Raw genomic sequence first — 24,359 nt, 5'->3', positions numbered from 1 at the left:
CCGGCCATTATCGCGGGTCGTCCCGCTGCGCCGTCCACGAGGCGTGCAGGCCGGCGTAGACCCCGCCCTGGGCCACCAGCTCGGCGTGCGGCCCGCGCTGGACGATCCGGCCGGCATCGACCACCACCACCTCGTCGGCCTTCTCCGCCGTCGAGAGGCGATGGGCGATGGTCACGGACGTGCGGCCGCTCATCAGCCGGTCGAGGGCGCGGCCGATGCGCATCTCGAGGGCCGGGTCGACGGCGCTGGTCGCCTCGTCGAGCACCAGCAGGTCGGGGTCGGCGAGCTGCGCGCGCAGCAGCGCCACCAGCTGCCGCTCCCCCGCCGAGAGCGACTCGCCACGCTGCCCGACCCGGGTGTCGAGGCCACGTGGCAGCCCCGCGAGCCAGTCGCCCAGGCCGAGCTGCTCGGCGGCCGCGGCCACCTCCGCGTCGCTGGCGTCGAGCCGGCCGTAGTGGACGTTGGCCCGCAGCGTGTCGTCGAACAGGAAGCCCTCCTGGGGCACCAGCACCACCGAGCGGCGCAGCGAGGAGCCTGCGACCTCACGCACGTCGACCCCGTCGAGCCGGACGGTGCCCGCGGTCGGGTCCATCAGCCGGGTGAGCAGCTTGGCGAACGTGGACTTGCCCGAGCCGGTCTCTCCCACGATGGCGACCCGGGTGCCGGCGTCGAGACGAAGTGAGACGTCGTGGAGCACCGGCGGGCCGTCGGGGTAGGCGAAGGTGACGGCGTCGAAGGCGACGTCGATCGGGCCGCTGGGCAGCTGCCGCCCCGAGGGGCCCGGGTCGACGAGGTCGGCGGGCGTCTCGAGGATGCCGATCACCCGGCGCCAGCCGGCCAGCGCGTTCTGGGCGTCGGTGAGGATCTGGGTGCCCATCTGGACCGGCCCGACGAAGAGGGTCACCAGGAAGGCGAACGCGAGGATGCGGCCCGCGGTGAGCTCGCCGGCGAGGCCGAGTCGGATGCCGATGACGATCACCCCGGCGTTGGCCAGGCCGGCCGAGACGCCCCCCAGGGAGAACGAGAAGGCCGTGAACCCCTGGGCGCGGGTGCTGGCCGTCTGGAACGACGTCACGGCCTCGTCGATGCGCTGCTGGGTGCGCTCCTCGACGGCGTAGGCCCGCACGACCGCGGCCCCGACGACCGGCTCGGAGATCGCGGACAGCATGGCGCCGACCTGTCGGCGTACGACGGCGTAGGCGGCGGTCAACCGGCGCTGGAAGTAGCGCAGCGACGCGAACAGGGGGGCGAAGCAGAGCCAGACGACCAGCGTCAGCTGCCAGCTGTAGACCGCCATCACCACGGTCGCCACGAGCATCTGCCCGAGGCTGACGATGAACAGCAGCCCGCCGAAGACCAGGAACTGGCTGACCTGGTCGACATCGCTGGTCACCCGGGCCACCAGCGCGCCGCGGCGCTCGGTGTTCTGGGTCAGCATCGGCAGGTCGTGGACGTGTCGGAACGCCTTGATCCGCAGCGTCGCGAGCCCTCGCTCGGACGTGGTGAACAGCCGGCTGGTCATGAGGTAGGACGCACCGCTGGTGACGACGACCGCGGCCGCGGCGACCAGACCCATCAGCACGGTGAACCGGACGTCGGGCCCTCCGGCGGCGCCCAGGCCACGGTCGAGGGTCTGCTGCACCGCGACCGGCACGACCACCTGGCCGACCGCCGCGAGCAGCGCGAGCAGGAGCGTCACCGCGAACCCCTCGGTCAGCTCCGGCGAGAGGCGGACACCCCGCCGGATGGTCTCCAGCGCCGGGATGTCCTCGCCGGTGTCGAACCGGGTGCCCGTGCGGGTGCCGGTGGCGGAGGTCGCGCTCATCGGGCGGCCTCCTCGGCCGGCTCGCCGGAGGGCTCGTCGGACCCGACGCCGGTGGCCGCCGGGTGCTCGAGCTCGTAGGCGTTGACCAGGTGGGCGTAGTCGGGGTTGCGGGCGAGCAGGTCGACGTGGCGGCCGCGGTCGGCCACCCGCCCCTCGTCGAGGAAGACCACCTCGTCGGCGAGGCCGATGGTGGCCTTGCGATAGGCGACCACGACCAGCGTGGTGTCGCTGCCGTCGCGGCGCAGCGCAGCGAGGATCCGGGCCTCCACCTCGGGGTCGACCGCCGAGGTGGCGTCGTCGAGCACCAGCAGACGCGGCCGCCGGACGAGCGCGCGGGCCAGCGCGATGCGCTGCCGCTGCCCGCCGGACAGCGAGGCGCCGCGCTCACCGAGGCGCGTGTCGAGGCCCTCGGCCAGCGCCGCGACGAAGCCGTCGGCCTGGGCGGTGCGCAGCGCCTGCCAGACCTGCTCGTCGGACAGGTCGGCGCCCAGCGTGACGTTGCCGCGGACGGTGTCGTCGAAGAGGAAGGCGGTCTGCGGGACCACCGCCATCGCCGCGCCGAGTGCTCCGTGCCGCAAGGTGCGCAGGTCGACGCCGTCGACGGTGATGCTGCCGGCATCGGGGTCGACCAGCCGGCTGAGCAGCGAGGTCAGCGTGGACTTGCCGGAGGCGGTCGCGCCCACGACCGCCACGGTGTGGCCGGGCTCGACGGTGAAGGTCAGGTCGCGCAGCAGCGGCTGGTCCTGGTCATAGGCATAGCCGAGGTGGGCCACCTCCAGCCTGGCCCCTGCCGGGCCGGCGGCCAGCGCGCGGTCGCCGTACTCCATCTCGCCGGAGGCGGCGAGCACCGCCCGGACCCGGTCGAAGCCCACCACGCTGCGCGGGAACTCTCCCAGCAGCCAGCCCAGCGACCGGATCGGGAAGGCGACGATGGTGAGGAGATAGGCGACCGTGACGACGTCGCCCGGCGCCGTGGCGCCGGAGAGCACCCGGCTGACGCCGACGGCCAGCACCACGAGGACACCCAGGCTGGGCAACGCGGCCAGTGCCGGGTCGAACGCGGCACGGATCCGGCCGGCGCGGGTGTTGACGTCGCGGAGCTCGCGGGCCTTGGCGGCGAACCGGTCGGTCTCCTCGGACTCGCGGCCCAGCGTCTTGACCACCAGGGCGCCGTCGAACGACTCGTGCGCGATCTCGCTGAGCTCGCCGCGCAGGGCCTGGGCGCGGGTCATCAGCGGCGAGGCGAGCCGTTGGTAGGCGAGGTTGGTGACCACGACGGCGGGGAACACCAGGAGGCCGACGAGCGCCATCACCACGTCGGCGGCCAGCATCTGGGCGACCGCGATCACCATCATCACCACGGTGCCGAGGGCCATCGGCAGCGGTGCGATCGGCCCCCACGCGGCCTCGACGTCGGAGCTCGCGTTGGAGAGGAGCTGGCCGGTGGGGTGCCGCTGGTGCCACTCCATGGGCAGCGAGAGGTACTGACGGGTCACGGCCCGCCGGTCGTGGGCCTGCATGCGGTACTGCATCACGCCGGCACCCAGCCGACGCGCGACGATGCCGACGGCGCGCAGCACGGCCACGCCGAGGAAGAGGCCGAACACCGCCCACAGCACGCCGGCGCCGATCCGTCCGTCGCGGAACGCCGGCACGATCGCATGGTCGGTCGCCCAGCCGAGCACCCACGCGTCGGCCACGGTCAGCGCCCCGAACAGGGCACTGCCCAGCGTCGAGGCGGCGAAGATCCACGGCTCGCGCCGGATCGCGACCCCGAGCACGCCGAAGCCCCGGAGCGTCGTCGACCGGCTGCCCCCGCCCACCCGCTCCCTCGCTCCCTGTCTCGTCCCGCCCCCGGTGCAACCCCGCGGACTCGCCAGGCTATTCCGCCCCGCCGACATCCCCGTCATCGCCGAGGCGTCTCGCCACCCCGTTTGCGACGCGTCAGCGGGTGGGGTGGCCGGCGGCGGCGAGGGCGGCCTTCGCCTCGCGGATGGTGAGGGTGCCGAAGTGGAAGACGCTGGCCGCAAGGACCGCGTCGGCGCCGGCGTCGACAGCGGGTGGGAAGTCCGCGGCCCGGCCGGCACCACCGGAGGCGATGACGGGGACGCTGACCTCACGGCGTACGGCGCGGATCAGCTCCACGTCGAAGCCGTCCTGGGTGCCGTCGGCGTCCATGGAGTTGAGCAGCACCTCGCCGACCCCGAGCTCGGCCGCCCGGGCGACCCACTCGAGGGCGTCCAGCCCGGCGGACTTCCGGCCCCCGTGGGTGGTCACCTCGAAACCCGACGGCATGCCGCCGGCCCGACGGGCGTCCAACGACAGCACCAGCACCTGGCTGCCGAACCGGTCGGCGATCTCGGCCACCAGTTGGGGGCGGTTGATCGCCGCGGTGTTGACCGACACCTTGTCGGCGCCGGCACGCAGCAGCCGGTCGACGTCGTCGACCGAGCCCACGCCGCCGCCGACGGTGAGCGGGATGAACACCTGCTCGGCGGTCCGCGAGACGATCTCCATCGTGGTGGCCCGCCCCTGGTGGGACGCCGAGATGTCGAGGAAGGTCAGCTCGTCGGCGCCCTCGGCGTCGTAGCGCCGAGCCAGCTCCACCGGGTCGCCGGCGTCGCGGAGGTTCTCGAAGTTGACGCCCTTGACGACGCGCCCGGCGTCGACGTCGAGGCACGGGATCACCCGTACGGCGAGGCTCACGACGACCGCTCCGCGGGCAGCGTCAGCGCCAACGCCTCGGTCAGCGTGAACCGGCCCTCGTAGAGCGCGGTGCCGATGATCGCGCCCTCGACGCCCTGGTCGACGAGCCCCTGCAGCGCCTCCAGGTCGGCCAGCTCGGTGATGCCGCCCGAGGCCACCACCGGTCGGTCGGTCGCCGCGCACACCGAGCGCAGCAGCTCCAGGTTGGGCCCTTGGAGCATGCCGTCCTTGTTGACGTCGGTGACGACGTAGCGCGCGCACCCCTCGTCGTCGAGCCGGCTCAGCACCTCGAACAGGTCGCCACCCTCACGGGTCCACCCGCGCGCCGCGAGCGTCCGCCCGCGCACGTCGAGCCCGACCGCGACCCGGTCGCCGTAGGTCGCGATCGCCCGCGCGCACCACTCCGGCTGCTCCAGCGCGGCGGTCCCGATGTTGACCCGTCGGCAGCCGGTGGCCATCGCGGCCTCCAGCGACGCGTCGTCACGGATCCCGCCGCTCATCTCGACGTCGATGTCGAGCCGGCCGACGATCTCGGCCTGCAGCTCACGGTTGTGTCCGCGACCGAACGCCGCGTCCAGGTCGACCAGGTGGATCCACTCGGACCCGGCCCGCTGCCAGCGCAGCGCCGCCTCGACCGGGTCGCCGAAACGCTTCTCCGACCCCGCCACCCCCTGCACCAGCTGCACGGCCTGGCCTCCCGCGATGTCGACGGCGGGCAGCAGCTCGAGATAGCTCACGTCTCTCCTCTCCGGGGCCGGACTCACAGCGACAGGACCCAGCTGCGCAGCAGGGCCGCCCCCGCGTCCCCGGACTTCTCGGGGTGGAACTGGGTCGCGCTCAACGGGCCGTTCTCGACGGCCGCGACGAACCGGTCGCCGCCGTGCTCGGCCCAGGTCACCAGCGGGGGCCGGGTGCGATCGTTGGTGACCAGGGTCCAGTCGCGGACGGCGTAGGAGTGCACGAAGTAGAACCGCTCCCCCTCGACGCCGGCGAACAGTTGCGAGCCCTCGGCAGCCGACACGGTGTTCCACCCCATGTGGGGTACGACGGCCGCGTGCAGCCGCTCGACGACCCCGGGCCACTCGTCGCACCCCGTGGTCTCGACGCCGTGCTCGACGCCTCGGGAGAAGAGCACCTGCATGCCCACGCAGATGCCCAGCACCGGGCGGCCGCCGGCCAGCCGCCGGCCGATGATCTCGGGCCCGTGCACCGACCGGAGCCCGGCCATGCAGGCGGCATAGGCGCCGACCCCCGGGACCACCAGCCCGTCGGCGTCCTCGGCGACGGCCCGCTCGGCGGTCAGCGTGACCTCGGCACCGGCGCGCTCGAGGGCGCGCACGGCGGAGCGGAGGTTCCCCGACCCGTAGTCGAGGACGGCGACGCGTTTCATGACCGGGTCGTCACGCCTCTCAGAGGGTGCCCTTGGTCGAGGGCACGCCCGTCTCCCGCGGGTCCAGGGCGATGGCGTCGCGGAAGGCCCGCGCGAACGCCTTGAACTGGGCCTCCACCAGGTGGTGGGGGTCGCGGCTGGCAAGCACCCGGACGTGCAGCGCGATCTGGGCGTGGAAGGCGAGCGTCTCGAACACGTGGCGGGTCAGCGAGCCGAGGTAGTCGCCGCCGATCGTGACGTACTCCTGGCCCTCGGGCTCGCCGACGTGCACGCAGTAGGGCCGGCCCGACACGTCGACGGCGCACTGCACCAGCGCCTCGTCGAGCGGCACCAGCGCGTCGCCGAAGCGCCGGATGCCGGCCTTGTCGCCGAGCGCCTCGCGCAGCGCCTGGCCGAGCACGATCGCGGTGTCCTCGACGGTGTGGTGGGCGTCGATGTGGGTGTCGCCCTCGGTCTCGACGACCAGGTCGACCAGCGCGTGCCGCGCGAAGGAGCCCAGCATGTGGTCGTAGAACCCGACGCCGGTCGACACCGAGGCGGTGCCGGTGCCGTCGAGGTCGACCTCGACGTGGACCTTCGACTCCTTGGTCGCACGGTCCACCGTGGCGGTTCGGCTCATCGTCGTCCCTCTCCCTCGGCCCCGGTCGGGACCGATGACCTGTCGAGCACCTCGGTGAGTGCCTGTCTGAATGCTGCCATCTCCTCCGGGGTTCCGACGGAGACTCGGAGCCACCCGTCGGGTCCGGTCTCCCGGATCAGCACGCCCCGGTCGAGCAGTCCCTGCCAGACCGCATGCCGGTCGACGAACGTCCCGAACAGCACGAAGTTGGCGTCGCTGTCGGCCACGTCGAGCCCCTCGCCGCGCAGCCAGCCGACCAGGGCGTCGCGCTCGACTCGCAGCCGATCGACGTTGCCGAGGAGCTCCTGGGCGAACCCCAGCGCCGCGACCGCGGTCGCCTGGGTGACCGCGGACAGGTGGTAGGGCAGCCGGACCACCCGCAGCGCAGCGGTGATCTCCGGGGCGGCGGCGAGGTAGCCCAGCCGGGCGCCGGCGGCCGCGAACGCCTTGCTGAGCGTGCGGGTCACCACCAGGTTGCGGTGGTCGGGCAGCAGCTCCAGCGCGCTCGGCGTGCCGGCCCGGCGGAACTCGGCGTAGGCCTCGTCGACGACGAGCAGTCCCGACCCGTCCAGCGCCTCGGCGAGCCGCACCACCGCTGCCTGCGGGAGCGCGGTGCCGGTGGGGTTGTTGGGCGACGGCACGATCACCACGCTCGGGCGGTGTTCGGCCACGACCGCGACCGCGTGGTCGAGGTCGAGCGCGAAGTCGCTCTCACGCCGGCCGACGACCCAGGTGGTGTGGGTGTCGCGGGCGTACTCGGGATACATCGAGTACGTCGGCGCGAAGGACACCGCGGTCCGGCCCGGGCCACCGAAGGCCTGGAGCAGGTGGAGCATCGCCTCGTTGGAGCCGTTGGCCGCCCAGACGTGTGCCGCGGTGAGCCCGCGTCCGCCGTCGGTCGCGAGGTAGCCGGCCAGCGCTTCGCGGAGCCCGACGAACTCACGGTCGGGATAGCGGTTGAGCCGGGTCGCCGCCGCGCGTGCCGCCTCCCCGATCGCTGCCGCGCAGGCGGCCGACGGGGGGTACGGGTTCTCGTTGACGTTGAGCTGGACGGGCACGTCGAGCTGCGGGGCGCCGTAGGGCTCGATGCCGCGCAGCTCGGGTCGGAGCGGCGGCCAGCCGTCGACGGGCTCACCGGCGGAGCCGGTGGTCACGGGAGTCATGGCTCAGCCCTCGAAGCGGACCCGCACCGCGGCGGCGTGGCCCGGCAGGTCCTCGGCCTCGGCGAGCGCCGTCACGTGGCCGGCCACCTCGGCGAGCGCGTCGCGGCTGTAGTCGACGACGTGCACCGCCTTGAGGAAGGAGCGCACCGACAGCCCGGAGGAGTGGCAGGCGCAGCCGGCCGTCGGCAGCACGTGGTTGGACCCCGCGGCGTAGTCGCCGAGCGACACCGGTGCGTGCGAGCCGACGAAGATGGCGCCGGCGTTGCGGATCCGCGGCACCAGGTCGCGGGCGTCGGCGGTCTGCAGCTCGAGGTGCTCGGCGGCGTAGGCGTTGACGACCGCGAGGCCCTGCTCGACGTCGTCGACCAGCACGATGGCCGACTGCGGGCCGGAGAGTGCGGTGCGCACCCGCTCGACGTGGCGGGTCACCGAGACCTGCTTGTCGAGCTCGGCCTCCACCTCATCGGCCAGCGCCTCGCTGGGCGTGACCAGGACGGAGGCGGCCATCGGGTCGTGCTCGGCCTGGCTGAGCAGGTCGGCCGCGACATAGGCAGGGTCGGCGGTGTCGTCGGCGAGCACGGCGATCTCGGTCGGGCCGGCCTCGGAGTCGATGCCCACGACGCCCTTGAGCAGCCGCTTGGCGGAGACGACGTAGATGTTGCCCGGTCCGGTGACCAGGTCGACCGGTCGGCACGGGCCGGCGCCGTAGGCGAACATCGCGACCGCTTGGGCGCCGCCCACGGCATAGACCTCCTCGACGCCCAGCAGCGCGCAGGCGGCCAGGATCGTGGGGTGCGGGAGCCCGCCGTGCTCGGCCTGCGGCGGAGAGGCCAGTGCGATCGCACCGACCCCCGCGACCTGGGCGGGGACGACGTTCATGACCACGCTGGAGACCAGCGGGGCGAGCCCGCCGGGGACGTAGAGCCCGACCCGCTCGACCGGCACCTTGCGGTGGGTCACCCGGGCGCCCGGACCGAGGTCGGTGACCACGTCGGTCTCGAGCTCGGCCGCGCAGGTGGTGCGCAGCCGACGGATCGACTCCTCGAGCCCCGCCCGGACGGCCGGGTCGAGCCGCTCCAGGGCCTCGGCGAGGGCAGCGGCGGGAACGGCGATCTCGGTCTGCTCGACGCCGTCGAAGCGCGCGGACAGCTCCAGGATCGCCGGGACCCCGCGGTCCCGAACCGCCTCGCAGATCGGCCGCACCGCATGCAGGGCGCCCTCGACGTCGAGCTCGGCCCGCGGCACCGCGGACCGGTAGTCGACGGGCGCGGCCGCGCCCCGGAGGTCGATACGGCGGATCATGGCCATGATTCTAGGTGTGCGGGGCGCGCCGCGACGCGCGGTGACCACCTGGGGAGAAGGGTTCGGGCCGAGGAGTGCCCTAGGGTCGCTTCGTGAGCACGACGCTCCCGATGTTCCCGCTCAACACCGTGCTGTTCCCCGGTGTGGTGGTGCCGCTGCACGTCTTCGAGGAGCGCTACCGCGCGTTGGTCCACCGGCTGCTGCGGGTCCCCGAGCCCGCGGACCGGCTGTTCGGGTCGGTGGCGATCCGCGAGGGCTACGAGGTCGGAGACCACGGCGCGCAGTCGCTGTTCCGGGTCGGCTGCCGGATGCAGCTCACCGAGGTCAGCTCCCACGCCGACGGGTCCTTCGACATCGTCGCGGTCGGCCGCGACCGGCTGCGGCTCGAGGAGCTGCACACCTCGGGGGACTTCCCGGAGGGCGTGGTGACCACGCTCGACGGCGGCGCCGAGGACGCCTCCGAGGAGACCGTGGAGCGGGCGCTCGCCACCTTCGAGGCCTACCGCGCCGCGGTGACCGACCTGCGCGGCGACCCGCTGCCCGGGCCGCTGCCCCGCGACTCGACGTACCTCTCCTGGACGCTGGCCGCGGCAGCCCCGCTCGCGCTGCCGGAGCGGCAGTCGCTGCTGGAGTGCGACGGCGCCGAGGAGCGGCTGCTGCTGGTGACCGACCTGCTCAGCCACGAGCTGCGGGCGATCCGGGTGATCCCGTCGCTGCCGGCCACCGAGGTCGCCCGCACCCGCTGGTCGCCCAACTAGGCGGCCCGGATGGCGAAGAAGAAGCCCGCCCGGGGCGGTACGCCGGCCACGGTGGCGCTCACCCGGGCGGGGGTCGACCACGTGCTGCACCCCTACGACCACGACCCCCGCAGCGAGTCCTACGGCCTGGAGGCGGCCGAGGCGCTCGGGGTCGACCCTGGCCGGGTGTTCAAGACGCTGGTCGCCTCCCTCGACGGCCGGCTGGCCGTGGGGATCGTCCCGGTGGCAGGCCGGCTCGACCTCAAGGCGCTGGCCCGCGCGCTGGGTGGCAGCCGGGCGACGATGGCCGAGATCGCCGACGCCGAGCGCGCGACCGGCTATGTCGCCGGCGGCATCTCGCCGCTGGGCCAGAAGCGACAACTGCCGACCGTCGTCGACGCCTCGGCGCTGGCCCATCCGACCGTCTTCGTGTCGGGTGGCCGCCGGGGTCTCGACGTCGAGCTGGCGCCGGCCGACCTGGTGCGCCTCACCGGCGCCCGCACCGCCGACCTCAGCCGCTGAGTGCGGGTCGTGTGTCCCAGCCGTCGTCGTCCCCACGGACGCAGACACACGACCCACCCCGCCCACCGGTCGTGTGTCCCAGCCGTCGTCGTCCCCGCGGACGCAGACACACGACCCACCCCGGGCACGGGGTGGGTCGTGGTGGCGACGCTGTGGATCAGTCGGTCGTGAGCTTGACGATCACGTGCGAGGTGTCGCCGTCGACCCAGCCGGAGATGCCGAGTGAGTCGAGGGGCTTGACGTCGTCGGCGATCGACGGGTCGCTCTCCGCGAGCTGGTCGAGCCAGCCGTTGCCGGCGTCGAAGTTGACGTAGACCACCACGGTGGAGTCATTGCCGTGCGGGACCGCCGCCTTGAACGACGCGGAGTCGCCCAGCCCACCGCCGTCGAGCAGTGACCCGCGGTAGTCGCCGTTGGGCCCGACCACCAGGAAGTCGCCCTTGCTGTCGGTCCCGAGGAGGTCCGACTCGGGGCCGAGCTGCGGGGTGAGCTTGTCGAGCACGCCCTGGATGGCCTCGGGGTCGCCCTTGATCTTGACGCCCAGCGGCAGCGAGCTCGGGTCGCTGGAGTTGCTCAGCGCGTCGATGTCGAGATCGGAGCTGACCGACACCGCGATCGCGTCGCCGGTGAGGGTGTTGAAGTCGTCGGGCAGGTCGAGACCGGTCTCGGCGGACATCTGGTCGAGCAGGTCTGCGCCGCTGGAGCCGTCGCCCTGCATGTCGGCGAACCGGTCGGCCACCTGCTCCAGCCAGTTGTCCGGGACGCTGAACGAGAACGCCGCGGCGGTGTCTGCCGGGAGGCTCGCAGCGAGGGCGCCGGCGGCGTTGTCGCTGGCGGCTCCGTCGACGGCCGTGCTGGCCGCCTCGAACTCCACGGCGCCGTCGTTGAAGCGCAGCGTGCCGGCCATGCCGTCGAAGTCGGCGAGGGAGCTGCCGAAGTCGAGCGCCGAGAGCTCGGCCCCCTGGTCGCCCATCGCGTCGGCGATCGCCTGGGCGGCCTCGGGGGCGGCGTACATCGTCACGACGCCGGCGTCGCCGATCTCACCCATCCACTTCCGGTAGGTCGCGTCGTCCTCGAGGCTGCCCTTCGCGGTGTCGTCGACCACGGTCTGGGCGGTCGCCTGGTCCTCGGCGATGGTGGCCCAGCCGTTGGCCACGACGAAGGCCGTCGGGTCGGACTCGGAGGCACAGTCGCTCAGCGCCGACAGGCCCTTCTCGGCCTTGGCGTCGTCGGAGACCTGCAGGACGACCACCGGGGCGGGCTTGCCGTCGGCGTCGTTGACGGCGGCCACGGCGGCGCGGTCACCGATCCACGGCGCCACGTCGTCGTCATAGCTCATGCCCTCACAGGGACCGTTCTTGAACGCCTCGTCGAAGATCGCCTTGCGGATGTCGTCGCTCGGGTCGAGGCCCATCTGCTCCTTGAAGGACGGGAACTTGTTGAGCATCTTCATCGCCTCGATCTTCTGACCCGCGGACGGGTCGAGGTCGATGCTGACGAAGGCCAGGGTGTCGTCGGGGAGTGCCTCGGTCGGCTGGGGTCCGCCACCGGCGAGCGTCAACGCCGCCCAGGCACCGGCGCCGGCCAGTGCGACGGCACCGACCACGGCACCACCGATCAGGACGGCCTTGCGGGCGGACCCGCCGCCCTGCGCGGGCGCGGGCGGCAGCGGCGTGCCGTCACCCTGCTGGAGGTACTCCGGCTGCCCGGACTGCTGGTAGCCGGACTCCTGGTAGGCGGGCTGCTGAGGGTCAGGGACCGGACCGTCGTGGGGCGGCGGCGGGTACTGGTCGGACATGAAACTCCCCCGTGCGGGGCCCGCGACGAATGCGGGCGATGGACAACGTTCAGTGCGTCACCAGGGTAGCCGGGCGCGGTGCCGGCGGCTGCCGAACACCACGAAACGCAACCTCCGTGAGATAGGCCACCGCCAGCCCCAACAGGGCGCCTGCGGGCAGGGCGAGCAGGGGCGCTACACCGTGGACGCGGAGGTCGGCGGTCATCGGGGTGAAGTCGTCGAGAGTCTTGGCCAGGGCGGCGGGATCGGGGGGGCCGAGTGCCTGGCCGACCTGGACCATCAGCCAGCCCCCGACGCCGGCGGAGACCAGCAGCACCACCAGCGTCGTCAGCTCACGGCCGCGGGTCACCACCCCGGCGAGCAGCCCCGCCAGCAGTCCGAAGACCAGAGCCCAGACGACATAGCTGCCGGTGGCGGTGAAGTCGGCCGGGGCGCCCTGCTGGTCGAGGACGAACTCGTGGTGCAGCGCGACCCCGGTGACCGGTGTCCATCGGCTCTCCCAGACCCAGGCTCCGGCCAACCCGGCCCCGAGGGCCAGCAGGACGACCAGCGAGATCTGCAGGAGGGTACGTCGCGCGGTCACCCGGCCAGGCACCCCGGGCCGAGCAGCTGCTTGAGGTCGGCGAACAGGGCCGGGCTCGGCGCCACCCGAAGTCCGTCGTCGAGACGCAGCACCGTGGTGCCGTTGCGGGCCAACAGCCTGAGTCGCACCTCGGTCATCCCGGGATGGGTCCCGAGGACCTCGCGCAGCTGCTCCACCACGGGCGGCGTGCAGCGGGTCGAGGGCAGGCTGATCACCACCGGACCGGTCGGGCCCTCCTGGAGGTCCGGGACGGTGACCTCCATGGCGTGCAGCTCGGGTTGGTCCTTGCTGCGGGACAGCCGGCCCTTCACGGTGATGATGGCGTCCTCGACCAGGTGCGGTCCGGCCAGCTGGTAGGCGCTGGGGAACAGCAGCACGTCGATGGCGCCGTCGAGGTCCTCCAGCGTCACCATCGCCCACGCGTCGCCGCGCTTGGTGATCTTGCGCTGCACCGTGGTGACCAGACCGCTGATGGTGAGCACCGAGCCGTCGGCCCGCTCCTCGTCGAGCATCAGCTGCCCGATCGTGCAGTCGGTGCCCTGGGACAGCACGTGCTCGAGGCCCATCAGCGGGTGGTCGGAGACATACAGCCCGAGCATGTCGCGCTCGTGACCGAGGAGGGTCATCTTGTCCCACTCCTCGATGTCGGGCACCGTCACGGTGATGCCGAAGCCGCCCAGGTCGTCGTCGAGGCCGCCGAACAGGGAGTCCTGGCCGATCGCCTCGTTGCGCTTGATGTCGACGTACTGGTCCACGGCCGTCTCGTGGATCGCCACCAGCGCCCGGCGACGGTGCTTCATGTCGTCGAAGGCGCCGGCCTTGACCAGCGACTCGATCACCCGCTTGTTGCACACCAAGGCAGGCACCTTGCTCATGAAGTCGGTGAAGTCGACGTAGCGGCCCTGCTCCTGCCGGGCGGTGACGATCGCGTCGACGACGTTGTGGCCGACGTTGCGGATCGCGGTCAGCCCGAAGCGGATGTCGTTGCCGACGGGGGTGAACGTGGCGTCGGACTCGTTGACGTCGGGCGGGAGCACCTGGATCTTCATCCGACGGCACTCGTTGAGGTAGATCGCGGACTTGTCCTTGTCGTCCTTGACCGAGGTCAGCAGGGCCGCCATGTACTCGGCCGGGTAGTTGGCCTTGAGGTAGGCGGTCCAGTAGGAGACCACGCCGTAGGCCGCCGAGTGGGCCTTGTTGAAGGCGTAGTCGGAGAACGGGACCAGGATCTCCCACAGCGTGTCGATGGCCCGCTGGGAGAAGCCGCGCTCCAGCATCCCGGCCTGGAAGCCGGCGTACTGCTTGTCGAGCTCCTCCTTCTTCTTCTTGCCCATCGCCCGCCGCAGGTTGTCCGCCTGTCCGAGGGTGAACCCGGCCAGGACCTGGGCGATCTCCATCACCTGCTCCTGGTAGACGATGAGGCCGTAGGTCTCCCCCAGCACCGGGTCGAGCGCCTCGGCGAGCTCGGGGTGGATCGGCTCGATCGGCTCGCGGCCGTTCTTGCGGCGGGCGTACTTGTTGTGGGAGTCGGCGCCCATCGGGCCGGGGCGGTAGAGCGCACCGACGGCCGAGATGTCCTCGAACGTGTCGGGGCGCATGCTGCGCAGCAGGGCGCGCATCGGGCCGCCGTCGAGCTGGAAGACGCCGAGGGTGTCCCCGCGCGACATCAGCTCGTAGGTCGCCGGGTCGTCGAACGTCAGCTCCTCGAGGACGACCTCCTCGCCACGGTTGGAGCGGATGTTGTCGAGCGCGTCGTCGAGCACCGTGAGGTTGCGCAGCCCCAGGAAGTCCATCTTGACCAGCCCCAGCGACTCGCACATGGGGTAGTCGAACTGGGTGATGATCGCGCCGTCCTGCTCGCGCTTCATGATCGGCACGATGTCGATCAGCGGGTCGCTGGACATGATCACGCCCGCCGCGTGCACGCCCCACTGCCGGATCTGGCCCTCGAGACCGACGGCGGTGTCGTAGATGGTGCGGACGTCGGTCTCGTTCTCGTAGAGCGACCGGAACTCCCCGCCGTCGGCGTAGCGCTTGTGGCTGCTGTCGAACAGGTCCTTGAGCGGGACGCCCTTGCCCATGATGTCGGGAGGCAGGGCCTTGGTGATCCGGTCGCCGACCGCGAAGCCGTGGTCGAGCACCCGCGCCGCATCCTTGATGGCCTGCTTGGCCTTGATCCGGCCGAAGGTGGCGATCTGGGCGACCCGGTCGGTGCCGTACTTGGCGGAGACGTACTGGATCACCTCGCCCCGCCGACGCTCGTCGAAGTCGATGTCGAAGTCGGGCATCGACGGTCGCTCGGGGTTGAGGAAGCGCTCGAAGATCAGCCCGTGCTCGAGGGGGCAGAGGTCGGTGATGCGCAGTGCGTAGGCCGCGATGGAGCCGGCGCCGGAGCCGCGACCCGGGCCGACCCGGATGCCGTTCTCCTTGGCCCAGTTGATGAAGTCGGCGACCACGAGGTAGTAGCCGCAGTAGCCCTTGGTCGAGATGACGCCCAGCTCCATGTCGACCCGGTCGCGGACCTCCTGGTTGAGCCGGTCGCCGGGGTAGCGCGCCTCGATGCCGCGCCAGACCTCCTTCTTGAACCAGGACTCCTCGGTCTCACCGGCGGGCACGTCGGCGCGGGCCATGTAGCCGCCGGTGGACTCGGTGAACTCCACCGAGCACCGCTCGGCGATCTCGAGGGTGTTGTCGCAGGCCTCGGGCATGCCGTGCTTGTCGGCCCACAGCGCCCGCATCTCGGCGGCGGACTTGATGTAGTAGCCGCCGCCGTCGAACTTCAGCCGGTTGGTGTCGGAGAGCCGCTTGCCGGAGGCCACACAGATCAGCGCGTCGTGGGCCTGGGCGTCGTCGGGGTTGTTGTAGTGGGAGTCGTTGGTGGCGACCGGGCGCAGGCCCAGCTCCTTGCCGAGCCGCAGCAGGTCGTCGCGGACCCGCCGCTCGATGGCGATGTCGTGGTCCATCAGCTCGAGGAAGAAGTTGTCGCGGCCGAAGATCTCCTGGAACTCCGCGGCGGACTTGCGCGCCTCGTCGTACTGGCCCAGGCGCAGCCAGGTCTGGATCTCCCCGGAGGGGCAGCCGGTGGTGGCGATCAGGCCCTGGGAGTACTCCTGCAGGAGCTCGCGGTCGGCGCGGGGCTTGTAGTAGTAGCCCTCGAGGCTGGAGCGCGAGGAGAGGCGGAACAGGTTGTGCATGCCCTCGGTCGACTGCGACCAGATGGTCATGTGGGTGTAGGCACCGCCGCCGGCGACGTCGTCGCCGCCCTCCTCGGCGATGTCGCCCTTGCCCCAGCGCACCCGCTTGCGCTCGCTGCGGTGCACCTGGGGGGCGAGGTAGGCCTCGATGCCGATGATCGGGTTGATCCCGTGGGCGCGGGCCTTGGCCCAGAAGTCGTAGGCCCCGTGGAGGTTGCCGTGGTCGGTCATCGCGATCGCCGGCATGCCCAGCTCGCTGACGCGGGAGAACAACCCGTCGAGCAGGGAGGCACCGTCGAGCATGGAGTACTCGGTGTGCACGTGCAGGTGGACGAAGTCGCCGGACGACATCGGTGCGAGCCACTCCCAACGCTCGAGGCGGACCAACGGACACCGGCCGTCGGCCGGGCGAGGGGAAGGACGTCAGCCTATCCCGCCCACACCGCCAGGGTGGCACGCCCCGCCGACATCGGACCCAGCCTCGGTCGTTTGCTGCGAATGACCCCGCGACACGCCGATCCCAGGGGGAGAACGCAGCAAACGATGGGGGTCAGCGGGGTGCCTCGTCGGCGGCGTCCAGGCTCTCGGTGATGATGACGTGCACGATCCGGCGCAGCCGCTCCTCACCCAGCGCCGGTGCCCGGCTGGCGAGCCTGGCGGCGATCTCGGCCTCCCGATCGGGGTCGCGCTGGGGTGCGGAACCACCGGCCGCCTTGTGGCGCTGCACCGCCGTCGTCAGGGCGGTACGCCGGGCCAGCAGGTCGCCCAGCTGGGCGTCGGCCTCGTCGATCAGCCCGCGAAAGAAGGTCAGCGGCGCGGACCCGGGCCAGGCCATCCGCACGTCGGGGGCACCCTCCTCGTTGCCGCTGCCGTCGGTGCGCTCCAGCGCCACCAGCCCGTGCCGCTCGTAGAACGCCCGGGCCGGAGTGTTGGACTCGAACACCCACAGGCAGAACCCGTCGGGCCGCTGCGCCTTCACCAGCTCGAGCAGCGCCGTGCCGACGCCGCGGCCCTGGTGGTCGGGGTGCACGTAGAGGTCGTCGAGCCAGGCTCCGGGGAAGCGGGCGTAGCCGACCACCGCGCCGCCGGCCTCGGCCACCCAGACCGGGTCCTCAGCCCGGAGCCGGCCGGCGAGCCACCGACGGATCGAGGCCTCGGCGTGGACGGGTGCCGGCATCGGCGCCTGCCGCCGGGCCGCGAGGTGGACGTCAGCGACCTGGTCGTCGTCGACGCCCTGGACGACCGGCCGCAGGGTCAGCTCGGCGGCGTCCTCAGTGGGCATCGCGGATGACCTCCAGCGCGTGGGCGAGGTCGTCGGGGTAGGGCGAGTCGTACTCGACGTACTCCCCCGAGTCGGGATGCTCGAAGCCGAGCCGGACGGCGTGCAGCCACTGCCGCTCCAGGCCGACCCGCTTGGCCAGCACCGGGTCGGCGCCGTAGTGGAAGTCGCCCACGCAGGGGTGCTTCAACGCCGCCATGTGCACCCTGATCTGATGGGTGCGCCCCGTCTCCAGGTGCACCTCGAGCAGGCTCGCGAACCGGTGCGCCTCGAGGGTCTCGTAGTGGGTCACGCTGTGCCGTCCGCCGGCCATCACGGCGAACTTGTGGTCGTGCTTGGGGTGCCGGGCGATCGGCGCGTCGATGGTGCCCTCGAGCGGGTCGGGGTGGCCCTGGACCAGCGCGTGGTAGGTCTTGTCGACGGTACGCCGGCGGAAGGCGTTCTTGAGCACGGAGTAGGCGTGCTCGCTCTTGCACACCACCATCACCCCCGACGTGCCCACGTCGAGGCGCTGCACGATGCCCTGCCGCTCGGACGCCCCGCTGGTGGAGATCCGGAAGCCCGCAGCCGCGAGGTGCCCGACGACGGTGGGACCGCTCCATCCCGGCGACGGGTGCACCGCCACGCCGACCGGCTTGTCGATGACCACGATCGAGTCGTCGTCGTGGATGATGCCGATGCCCTCGACCTCCTCGGGCACCACCTCCAGCGGGTCGGCAACGGCGGGGATGGCCACGTCGAGCATCGCGCCCGGGGTCACCCGCTCGCTCTTCGCGACCACCGCGCCGTCGACCTGGACCAGCCCCTCGGCGGCGAGCTCGGCGGCGCGGGTCCGGGACAGCCCGAACATCCGCGCGATCGCCGTGTCGACCCGCTCGCCCGCCAGCCCGTCGGGCACGAGCACCGTGCGGTGCTCGGCGCGCTGGGTCACTCCTCGCCCTCGGTCTCGGCGACCGCGGACCTGGACTTGCGGGCGGCCCGACTGCCGTCGACCGAGATCCCGCGCAGCGCCTGCAGCACGATCAGCCCGGCAGCCACGTCGATGCACACGTCGGCGAGGTTGAAGATCGGCCAGTGCGGCAGCTGCAGGAAGTCGACGACGTGACCGCGGAGCACCCCGGGCTCCCGGAACACCCGGTCGGTGAGGTTGCCCGAGACACCGGCGAGCAGCAGGCCGAGCGCCACCGCCCACACGGCGGAGCGGACCCGCCGGGCCACCGTCAGCACCACGACCACGGCCACGACGGCCAGCAGGCTGAACACGACGGTGTACTCGAGGCCGGTGCTGAACGCCGCCCCGGGGTTGCGGATGAGGTAGAGCTGCAGCGCCTCGCCCAGCAGCGGCACCGGCTCCCGGTCCGTGAGGTGGTGCACCGCCCAGATCTTGCTCAGCACGTCGGCGGCGTACGCCGACAGCGCGACGGCCGCGAACAGCAGAAGCCGGCGACGGGGGGCCGGGCGGTCCGGTGGGCCGGCTGCCTCCTCCGAGGTCAGCGACGTTCCTCGCGCTGCTTGCATGACATGCACAGTGTGGCACGCGGGAATGCCATCACCCGCATCTTGCCGATCGGCTGGCCGCACGACTCGCAGACGCCGTAGCTGCCGTCGTCGATGCGCTCCAGCGCCCGGTCGATCTGGGCCAGCATCTCGCGCTCGTTGTTGAGCACGGTGAGCTCCTGGTCCCGCTCGAAGCTGGTCGCACCCATGTCGGCCTGGTCGTGCCCGGCACCGTCGCCGGCGTCGCGCATCAGGCCGGCCAGCTCGGCCTCCTGGTCGTGCAGCAGGCGCAGGATCCGCTCCCGGTGCTCGTGGAGATCGGCGAGCACCTCGTTGAGCTCGGCCTTGGTCCAGGCCGACTCGTCGTGCTTGACCGCGAGGCTGGAGTGCCGGGCCCTGGTGGCCTTCTTGGCCGGAGCCTTCTTGGCCGGCGCGGCCTTCTTGGCGCTGGCGCGGCCTTCTTGACCGGCGCGGCCTTCTTGACCGGCGCGGCCTTCTTGGCCGGCGCGGCCTTCTTGGCCGGAGCCTTCTTGGCCGGGGCGGCCTTCTTGGCAGCGGCCTTCTTGGCCGGGCGGCCTTCTTGGCGCGGCGGCGGTCTTCTTGGCGGGCGGCCTTCTTGGCTGGAGCCTTCTTGGCCGGGCGGCCTTCTTCGCCGGCGCCGCCTTCTTCGCCGGCGCCGCCTTCTTCGCCGGCGCCGCCTTCTTCGCCGGAGCCTTCTTCGCCGACGCCGCCTTCTTCGCCGGCGCCGCCTTCTTCGCGGGGGCCGCCTTCTTCGCCGGCGCCGCCTTCTTCGCCGGCGCCGCCTTCTTCGCGGGCGCCGCCTTCTTCGCGGGCGCCGCCTTCTTGGCCGCCGCCTTCTTGGCAGGAGCCTTCGTCGCCGACGCCGCCTTCGTCGTACCGGCGGACGACCCGCGGCCGATCACCTTCTTGGCGACGGCGGCAGCAGAGCTGGCCAGCGACTTGCGGGTGCTGCGGCTCATGGGGCGTCAGTCTCCTCCGAGGGCGGACCGGGGCGACTGCCCCGGCGTGTCGGGAGGGTAGCCAATGCACGGGGGCGACTCAAACAGGCTCGCCACGGACCGGGCAGGCGCGCGACGACGGCCGGCCCCTGTCGGGACCGGCCGTCGTCGTGGGTGCGGGACTACCGAGGTGAGAACGTGCCCGGTGAGGGAAGGAGGGTCAGCCCTCCTCCTCCCCGAGGATCGAGCGGAGCCGCTTCGGCGCGGCCGGGCTCTCCGAGGCCATCGGGGCCCCCTCCGGCGTGTTGTCGAGGGCCTCCAGCTGCTGGCTGAAGTAGGACTTCAGCCGCGAGCGGTACTCCCGCTCGAACTGGCGGAGGTTCTCGACCTCGCCGTTGAGCTTGTCGCGCTCGCGCTCGAGCTCGCCGAACAGCTGCTTGCGGCGGTCGGCGGTCTCGGAGTCGAGCATCTGGGAGCGGGTGCGGGCGTCGGCCTCGAGGCGGTCGGCCTTGCCCTTCGCCTCGTTCTCCAGGCGCTCGGCCTTGGTGCGCGCCTCGCCGACGATCCGGTCGGCCTCGTCCTTGGCGCTCTCGACGAGCTCGTCGGCGTTGCGGGTCGCGATCTCCAGCAGCCGGGCGGCGGCGTTGCTGGCGTCGGGGACCGTCTCCACGCGCAGCGTCTCGATGCCGGCCGCGGCGACCGGGGCCGCGACCGGAGCGGCCGCCTGCACCTCGGGGGCCGGCGGTGCCGGGGGCTCCTCCACCGGCGGCGGCTCGGGGGCCGCGACGGGCGGCGCCTCGGCCTGCGGCGCGGGGGCCTGGAACCCGCCCCCGGACTGCGCCGCGACCAGCTTGGCGCGCAGCTCTTCGTTCTCCTTGGTCAGCCGTGCGAGCTCGGCCTCCACCTCGTCGAGGAACTGGTCCACCTCGCCCATGTCGTAGCCTTCGCGCAGGCGTACGGGCGTAAAGCGCTTGTTGCTCACGTCCTCAGGCGTCAGCGGCATGACCTCACCCATTCGTTAGCTCGGGAAGTTGTTCTCACGCGAACAATAGCGTCTGACCCCCGCCGGAGTACGCGTCCCACCAGCATCTCACATCCGCACCGTTGTTCCCATCAGTCACAGACGGACGGGCCGGGGGCCGGAGCCGCCCCGGGTGGGGCGGAGATTGCTCAGCTCTGGTTGAAGAAACCGCCCTCGGCGATGCGCTGCTTGTCCTCCGCGGCGACGCTCACGTTGGGCGGCGACAGCAGGAACACCTTGTTGGTGATCCGCTCGATCGTGCCGCGGGTGGCGAACACCAGGCCGGCGGCGAAGTCGACCAGTCGCTTCGCGTCGTTGTCGTCCATGTCCGAGAGGTTCATGATCACCGGGGTGCCGTCGCGGTACTGCTCGCCGACGGTGCGCGCCTCGTTGTAGGTGCGCGGGTGCACCGTGGTGATCCGGGACAGCTCGGCGACGACGGACTCGGCCGGCCGGGGCCGCCGCTCGGAGAGGTCGGACACGGGGGCGGGACGGCGCTCGGCGGGGCGGCGCTCGGCGGGGCGCTGGTCGCCCTGGCGCTTCTCGGCCTGGGCCCGGGCGGCGCGGTCGTAGTCGGAGTCGTAGTCGGCGTCGTCGACGTCGTAGTCGTCGTACCTGCCGGTGTCCTCGAGCAGGCCGAGGTACTCGCCGATCTTGCGCATGGCGCTCATGACTGTCGTCCTCCGCAACTGACGGCACGCCGGGGCGCGTGCCTTGGTGCTCGCGACGTTACTTCATCGAAGGCCTGGGACCGAGGACCGCGGACCCGACACGCACGTGTGTCGCGCCGGCCCCGATCGCGGCCTCGAAGTCGCCGCTCATCCCGGCGGAGAGCCAGCCGGCCTCGGGGTGCTCGGCCAGCAGCCCGGAGCGGATCGCGGCGAGCCGGGCGAAGGCCGTCGCGGGCGCCTCGCCGAGCGGGGCGACGGCCATCAGGCCGCGCAGGCGCAGACCCTCGGCCTCGGCGACGCGTCCGGCGAGGTCGGTCAGCTCGCGCGGGTCGGCACCCGCCCGGTGGCCCGCCGCGTCCGGCGGGTCGAGGCTGACCTGCAACAGCACGTCGAGGGAGCGGCCGCGCTCGACGGCTCCCCTGGAGAGCGGGGCCACCAGCTTGGGACGGTCGACGGACTCGACCACGTCGGCGTAGGACGCGACGGCGGCGGCCTTGTTGGACTGCAGCCCGCCGATGAAGTGCCAGCGCAGGTCGAGGTCCGCGCACTCGGCGGCCTTGGCGGCCGCCTCCTGATGACGGTTCTCCCCCACGTCGCCGACGCCGAGGTCGGCGAGGAGACGGACGTCGGCGGCGGGGAAGAACTTGGTCACCACGACCAACGTGACCTCGTCGGGGTCGCGGCCCGATGCGGTGGCCGCCGTCGCGACCCGCCGACGTACGTCGGCCAGGCGGCGCTCGACGTCGTCGCGACGGCTCACGACGACCTCCAGACGACTCCGGCGAACCGGGTGGCGGCTGCGCCGTCGCGGCGGCACGACGGCCACCGGGCGTCCTCGCGGGTGCAGCCCGCCACCACCCGGACCGCGCACCCGGCGGCGTCCAGCTGGGCGATGACGCCGGCGCCGAGATCGAGCGCGGGTGTGCCCCACGACGTGGTCGACCAGGTCTCGGGGACCACCTCGGCCACCTCCGCTCGCATCCGTTCGGGCACTTCGTAGCAGCGGCCGCACACGTGCGGGCCGACCCAGGCGGTCAGCGCTCGGGCCCCACCGGCGCGCATCGCCGCCACCACGGCGGGCACCACGCCGAGGGCCACCCCCGGCCGACCGGCATGGGCGGCGCCGATCCACCCGGTCTCGGCGTCGGCGAGCAGCACCGGCACGCAGTCGGCCGCGCGGGCCAGCAACGCCACCCGCGGAGCGCGGGACACCAGGCCGTCGGCCTCGGGAGGGGCGCCCGGCTCGTCGGCGCGCACCTCGTGCACGGCCCGCCCGTGCACCTGGCACATCAGTCGGGGCGCCGCGCCCGTGACGGTCGCGACCGCCGCGAGACCGCCTTCCCGCACCGCCTCCGGGGCCGCGTCGCCGAGGTCGAGCCCGCGGTCGGTGAAGCCCACCTCGACGGCGTACCGACCCTCGAGCCGGTCCCGTTGGCCGAGCACGCTGCTGTCCACGCGCCCACGCTAGCCGGGCCGTGCCGGCCGAGCCTCGCGGCTCACTTGAGGAAGTCGGGCACGTCCAGGTCGTCGTCCTCGTCGAAGCCCGGCGCCGGCGGCACCCGGGGCGGCGCCGGCTCGCGGAGCTCGCTCTCGGCGGCCTCCGTGACCTCGGACCGCGCGCCGACCAGGGCGGGCTCCGGCTCGGGCTCCTTGGTCAGCTTCTCGACGGCGGCCCGGGTCTCCGCCTGCGTCTGGGCCACCACGGTCGGCTTGCGCCGCAGGCCGCCGCCCTCCTCGAGCCGCTTGGGCATGCCTCCGTCGAAGCCGGCCGCGATCACCGTGACCCGCACCTCGTCGCCGAGCGCGTCGTCGATCGTCGCGCCGAAGATGATGTTGGCGTCGGGGTGGGCCGCCTGCGACACCAGCGCCGCGGCCTCGTTGATCTCGAACAGGCCGAGATCGGAGCCACCGGCGATCGAGAGCAGCACGCCGTGGGCGCCGTCGATCGAGGCCTCGAGCAGCGGGCTGGACACCGCCATCTCGGCGGCCGCGACCGCGCGGTCCTCGCCGCGCGCGGACCCGATCCCCATCAGCGCCGACCCGGCGTTGGCCATCACCGACTTCACGTCGGCGAAGTCGAGGTTGATCAGGCCGGGCGTGGTGATCAGGTCGGTGATGCCCGAGACGCCCTGCAGCAGCACCTGGTCGGCCTGCTTGAAGGCGTCGAGCACCGACACGTTGCGGTCGCTGATCGACAGCAGCCGGTCGTTGGGGATCACGATCAGCGTGTCGACCTCCTCGCGGAGCGCCTCGATGCCCTCGTCGGCGGAGCTGGCACGGCGCCGGCCCTCGAACGCGAACGGCCGGGTCACCACACCGATGGTCAGCGCGCCGAGCGAGCGGGCGATCCGGGCCACCACGGGCGCGCCGCCGGTGCCGGTGCCGCCACCCTCGCCGGCGGTCACGAAGACCATGTCGGCCCCCTTGAGGACCTCCTCGATCTCCTCGGCGTGGTCCTCGGCCGCCTTGGTGCCGACCTCGGGGTTGGCGCCGGCGCCGAGACCGCGGGTGAGCTCGCGGCCGATGTCGAGCTTGACGTCGGCGTCGCTCATCAGGAGCGCCTGGGCGTCGGTGTTGATCGCGATGAACTCCACGCCCTTGAGTCCGACCTCGATCATCCGGTTGACGGCGTTGACGCCACCGCCACCGATACCCACGACCTTGATGATCGCCAGGTAGTTCTGGGCTGCTGCCATGGCTGTTGCCTCCAGGGTGTGGGTCCGGCCCGGGGGCCGGACTCTCGTGTCTAGGTCTTCGTCTGCGTCGGTGAGGTGCGGCTCGAGGTCGGTGGAGCGGGTACGACACGGGGCCGTGGCAGCGGTGGTGCCGGGTGCTGCCCTGCGGGGAAGTCGCGAGGCCGTCCGGCTGCTGCCGGAACCGTAACCCTGAGCCTGAGGGTTATAGTTATGTCAACCTCGCGATGTCGACGACAGTAGGCAGCCGAGCCGCCCCCGCCGTGGAGACACGCGGGAGACGCGACGAGATTCTTGTGTCGGGCGGTGCTGGTGGTGTCCGGTCACCCATGTCTACTGGTGCGTACGGCGCAGCCGGTGCGTCGTACGCACCAGTAGACGTCTCCCGGCCCCGCTCCCC

The 24,359-nt window shown here is 72.6% G+C and carries 22 protein-coding genes; 2 read left to right on the top strand and 20 right to left on the bottom strand.

Annotated elements, in window-relative coordinates:
• Positions 1 to 7 precede the first annotated feature (7 nt).
• The 8 genes from R2740_RS06605 to hisD all read right to left on the bottom strand — a co-directional run bounded on the left by R2740_RS06605 (position 8) and on the right by hisD (position 9,005).
• On the bottom strand, positions 8 to 1,825 hold the full coding sequence (locus tag R2740_RS06605; protein WP_371301896.1) for an ABC transporter ATP-binding protein: 1,818 nt from the start codon (positions 1,823 to 1,825) through the stop codon (positions 8 to 10).
• Positions 1,822 to 3,648, bottom strand: coding sequence for an ABC transporter ATP-binding protein (locus R2740_RS06600; protein ID WP_371301895.1), 1,827 nt, complete (start codon positions 3,646 to 3,648; stop codon positions 1,822 to 1,824). Before R2740_RS06600 ends, R2740_RS06605 begins: the two co-directional genes overlap by 4 nt.
• Before the next feature lie 121 nt (positions 3,649 to 3,769).
• Complete coding sequence (gene hisF / locus R2740_RS06595; protein WP_371301894.1) at positions 3,770 to 4,531, bottom strand: imidazole glycerol phosphate synthase subunit HisF; 762 nt, start codon at positions 4,529 to 4,531, stop codon at positions 3,770 to 3,772.
• On the bottom strand, positions 4,528 to 5,268 hold the full coding sequence (priA, locus tag R2740_RS06590; RefSeq protein ID WP_371301893.1) for a bifunctional 1-(5-phosphoribosyl)-5-((5-phosphoribosylamino)methylideneamino)imidazole-4-carboxamide isomerase/phosphoribosylanthranilate isomerase PriA: 741 nt from the start codon (positions 5,266 to 5,268) through the stop codon (positions 4,528 to 4,530). Before priA ends, hisF begins: the two co-directional genes overlap by 4 nt.
• A gap of 23 nt (positions 5,269 to 5,291) precedes the next feature.
• Positions 5,292 to 5,921 carry an imidazole glycerol phosphate synthase subunit HisH gene (gene hisH / locus R2740_RS06585; protein WP_371301892.1) on the bottom strand — a complete coding sequence of 210 codons (630 nt, stop codon included), beginning with the start codon at positions 5,919 to 5,921 and terminating at the stop codon, positions 5,292 to 5,294.
• Between the two features lie 19 nt (positions 5,922 to 5,940).
• Positions 5,941 to 6,540 (bottom strand): imidazoleglycerol-phosphate dehydratase HisB, encoded by a 600-nt coding sequence (gene hisB, locus R2740_RS06580; RefSeq protein ID WP_371301891.1) that lies wholly within the window; start codon positions 6,538 to 6,540, stop codon positions 5,941 to 5,943.
• Positions 6,537 to 7,703 carry a histidinol-phosphate transaminase gene (locus R2740_RS06575; protein ID WP_371301890.1) on the bottom strand — a complete coding sequence of 389 codons (1,167 nt, stop codon included), beginning with the start codon at positions 7,701 to 7,703 and terminating at the stop codon, positions 6,537 to 6,539. The genes hisB and R2740_RS06575 overlap by 4 nt, the downstream gene beginning before the upstream one ends.
• A gap of 3 nt (positions 7,704 to 7,706) precedes the next feature.
• Complete coding sequence (gene hisD / locus R2740_RS06570; RefSeq protein WP_371301889.1) at positions 7,707 to 9,005, bottom strand: histidinol dehydrogenase; 1,299 nt, start codon at positions 9,003 to 9,005, stop codon at positions 7,707 to 7,709.
• Between the two features lie 92 nt (positions 9,006 to 9,097).
• On the opposite strand from hisD, the gene R2740_RS06565 reads away from it, so the two are divergent.
• A complete protein-coding gene (locus tag R2740_RS06565) occupies positions 9,098 to 9,763 on the top strand; it encodes an LON peptidase substrate-binding domain-containing protein (protein WP_371301888.1) in 666 nt (221 codons plus the stop codon).
• A gap of 9 nt (positions 9,764 to 9,772) precedes the next feature.
• Entirely contained in the window at positions 9,773 to 10,264 is a 492-nt protein-coding gene (gene ybaK, locus R2740_RS06560; protein WP_371301887.1) for a Cys-tRNA(Pro) deacylase, read from the top strand.
• 157 nt (positions 10,265 to 10,421) lie between these two features.
• Here ybaK and R2740_RS06555 read toward each other — a convergent pair whose 3' ends face one another.
• The 12 genes from R2740_RS06555 to ftsZ form a co-directional block, all read right to left on the bottom strand.
• Complete coding sequence (locus R2740_RS06555) at positions 10,422 to 12,062, bottom strand: DUF3352 domain-containing protein (protein WP_371301886.1); 1,641 nt, start codon at positions 12,060 to 12,062, stop codon at positions 10,422 to 10,424.
• A gap of 49 nt (positions 12,063 to 12,111) precedes the next feature.
• The gene (locus tag R2740_RS06550; RefSeq protein WP_371301885.1) at positions 12,112 to 12,645 is read right to left on the bottom strand and encodes a hypothetical protein; all 534 of its coding nucleotides are present in this window, start codon (positions 12,643 to 12,645) and stop codon (positions 12,112 to 12,114) included.
• Positions 12,642 to 16,190 carry a DNA polymerase III subunit alpha gene (dnaE, locus tag R2740_RS06545; RefSeq protein WP_371301884.1) on the bottom strand — a complete coding sequence of 1,183 codons (3,549 nt, stop codon included), beginning with the start codon at positions 16,188 to 16,190 and terminating at the stop codon, positions 12,642 to 12,644. The genes R2740_RS06550 and dnaE overlap by 4 nt, the downstream gene beginning before the upstream one ends.
• Positions 16,191 to 16,389: 199 nt before the next feature.
• On the bottom strand, positions 16,390 to 17,121 hold the full coding sequence (locus tag R2740_RS06540) for a GNAT family N-acetyltransferase (protein WP_371301883.1): 732 nt from the start codon (positions 17,119 to 17,121) through the stop codon (positions 16,390 to 16,392).
• Positions 17,111 to 17,968, bottom strand: a complete 858-nt coding sequence (locus R2740_RS06535; RefSeq protein ID WP_371301989.1) for an RluA family pseudouridine synthase — start codon at positions 17,966 to 17,968, stop codon at positions 17,111 to 17,113. Before R2740_RS06535 ends, R2740_RS06540 begins: the two co-directional genes overlap by 11 nt.
• A 77-nt stretch (positions 17,969 to 18,045) precedes the next feature.
• On the bottom strand, positions 18,046 to 18,636 hold the full coding sequence (gene lspA / locus R2740_RS06530) for a signal peptidase II (RefSeq protein ID WP_371301882.1): 591 nt from the start codon (positions 18,634 to 18,636) through the stop codon (positions 18,046 to 18,048).
• Positions 18,609 to 19,595, bottom strand: coding sequence for a TraR/DksA family transcriptional regulator (locus tag R2740_RS06525; protein ID WP_371301881.1), 987 nt, complete (start codon positions 19,593 to 19,595; stop codon positions 18,609 to 18,611). Before R2740_RS06525 ends, lspA begins: the two co-directional genes overlap by 28 nt.
• Positions 19,596 to 19,794: 199 nt before the next feature.
• A complete protein-coding gene (locus R2740_RS06520; RefSeq protein ID WP_371301880.1) occupies positions 19,795 to 20,577 on the bottom strand; it encodes a DivIVA domain-containing protein in 783 nt (260 codons plus the stop codon).
• 167 nt (positions 20,578 to 20,744) lie between these two features.
• Positions 20,745 to 21,266, bottom strand: a complete 522-nt coding sequence (locus R2740_RS06515) for a cell division protein SepF (RefSeq protein ID WP_371301879.1) — start codon at positions 21,264 to 21,266, stop codon at positions 20,745 to 20,747.
• 58 nt (positions 21,267 to 21,324) lie between these two features.
• Positions 21,325 to 22,026, bottom strand: a complete 702-nt coding sequence (locus tag R2740_RS06510; protein WP_371301878.1) for a YggS family pyridoxal phosphate-dependent enzyme — start codon at positions 22,024 to 22,026, stop codon at positions 21,325 to 21,327.
• Positions 22,023 to 22,721 carry a polyphenol oxidase family protein gene (locus R2740_RS06505; RefSeq protein WP_371301877.1) on the bottom strand — a complete coding sequence of 233 codons (699 nt, stop codon included), beginning with the start codon at positions 22,719 to 22,721 and terminating at the stop codon, positions 22,023 to 22,025. The genes R2740_RS06510 and R2740_RS06505 overlap by 4 nt, the downstream gene beginning before the upstream one ends.
• A 41-nt stretch (positions 22,722 to 22,762) precedes the next feature.
• The gene (ftsZ, locus tag R2740_RS06500) at positions 22,763 to 23,962 is read right to left on the bottom strand and encodes a cell division protein FtsZ (protein ID WP_371301876.1); all 1,200 of its coding nucleotides are present in this window, start codon (positions 23,960 to 23,962) and stop codon (positions 22,763 to 22,765) included.
• Between the last annotated feature and the right edge of the window lie 397 nt (positions 23,963 to 24,359).

It is taken from the genome of Nocardioides sp., from assembly GCF_041393715.1.
Taxonomy (GTDB): domain Bacteria; phylum Actinomycetota; class Actinomycetes; order Propionibacteriales; family Nocardioidaceae; genus Nocardioides.
The sequence above is the reverse complement of the archived record's forward strand: the minus strand, read 5'-3'. Positions and strand labels throughout refer to the sequence as shown.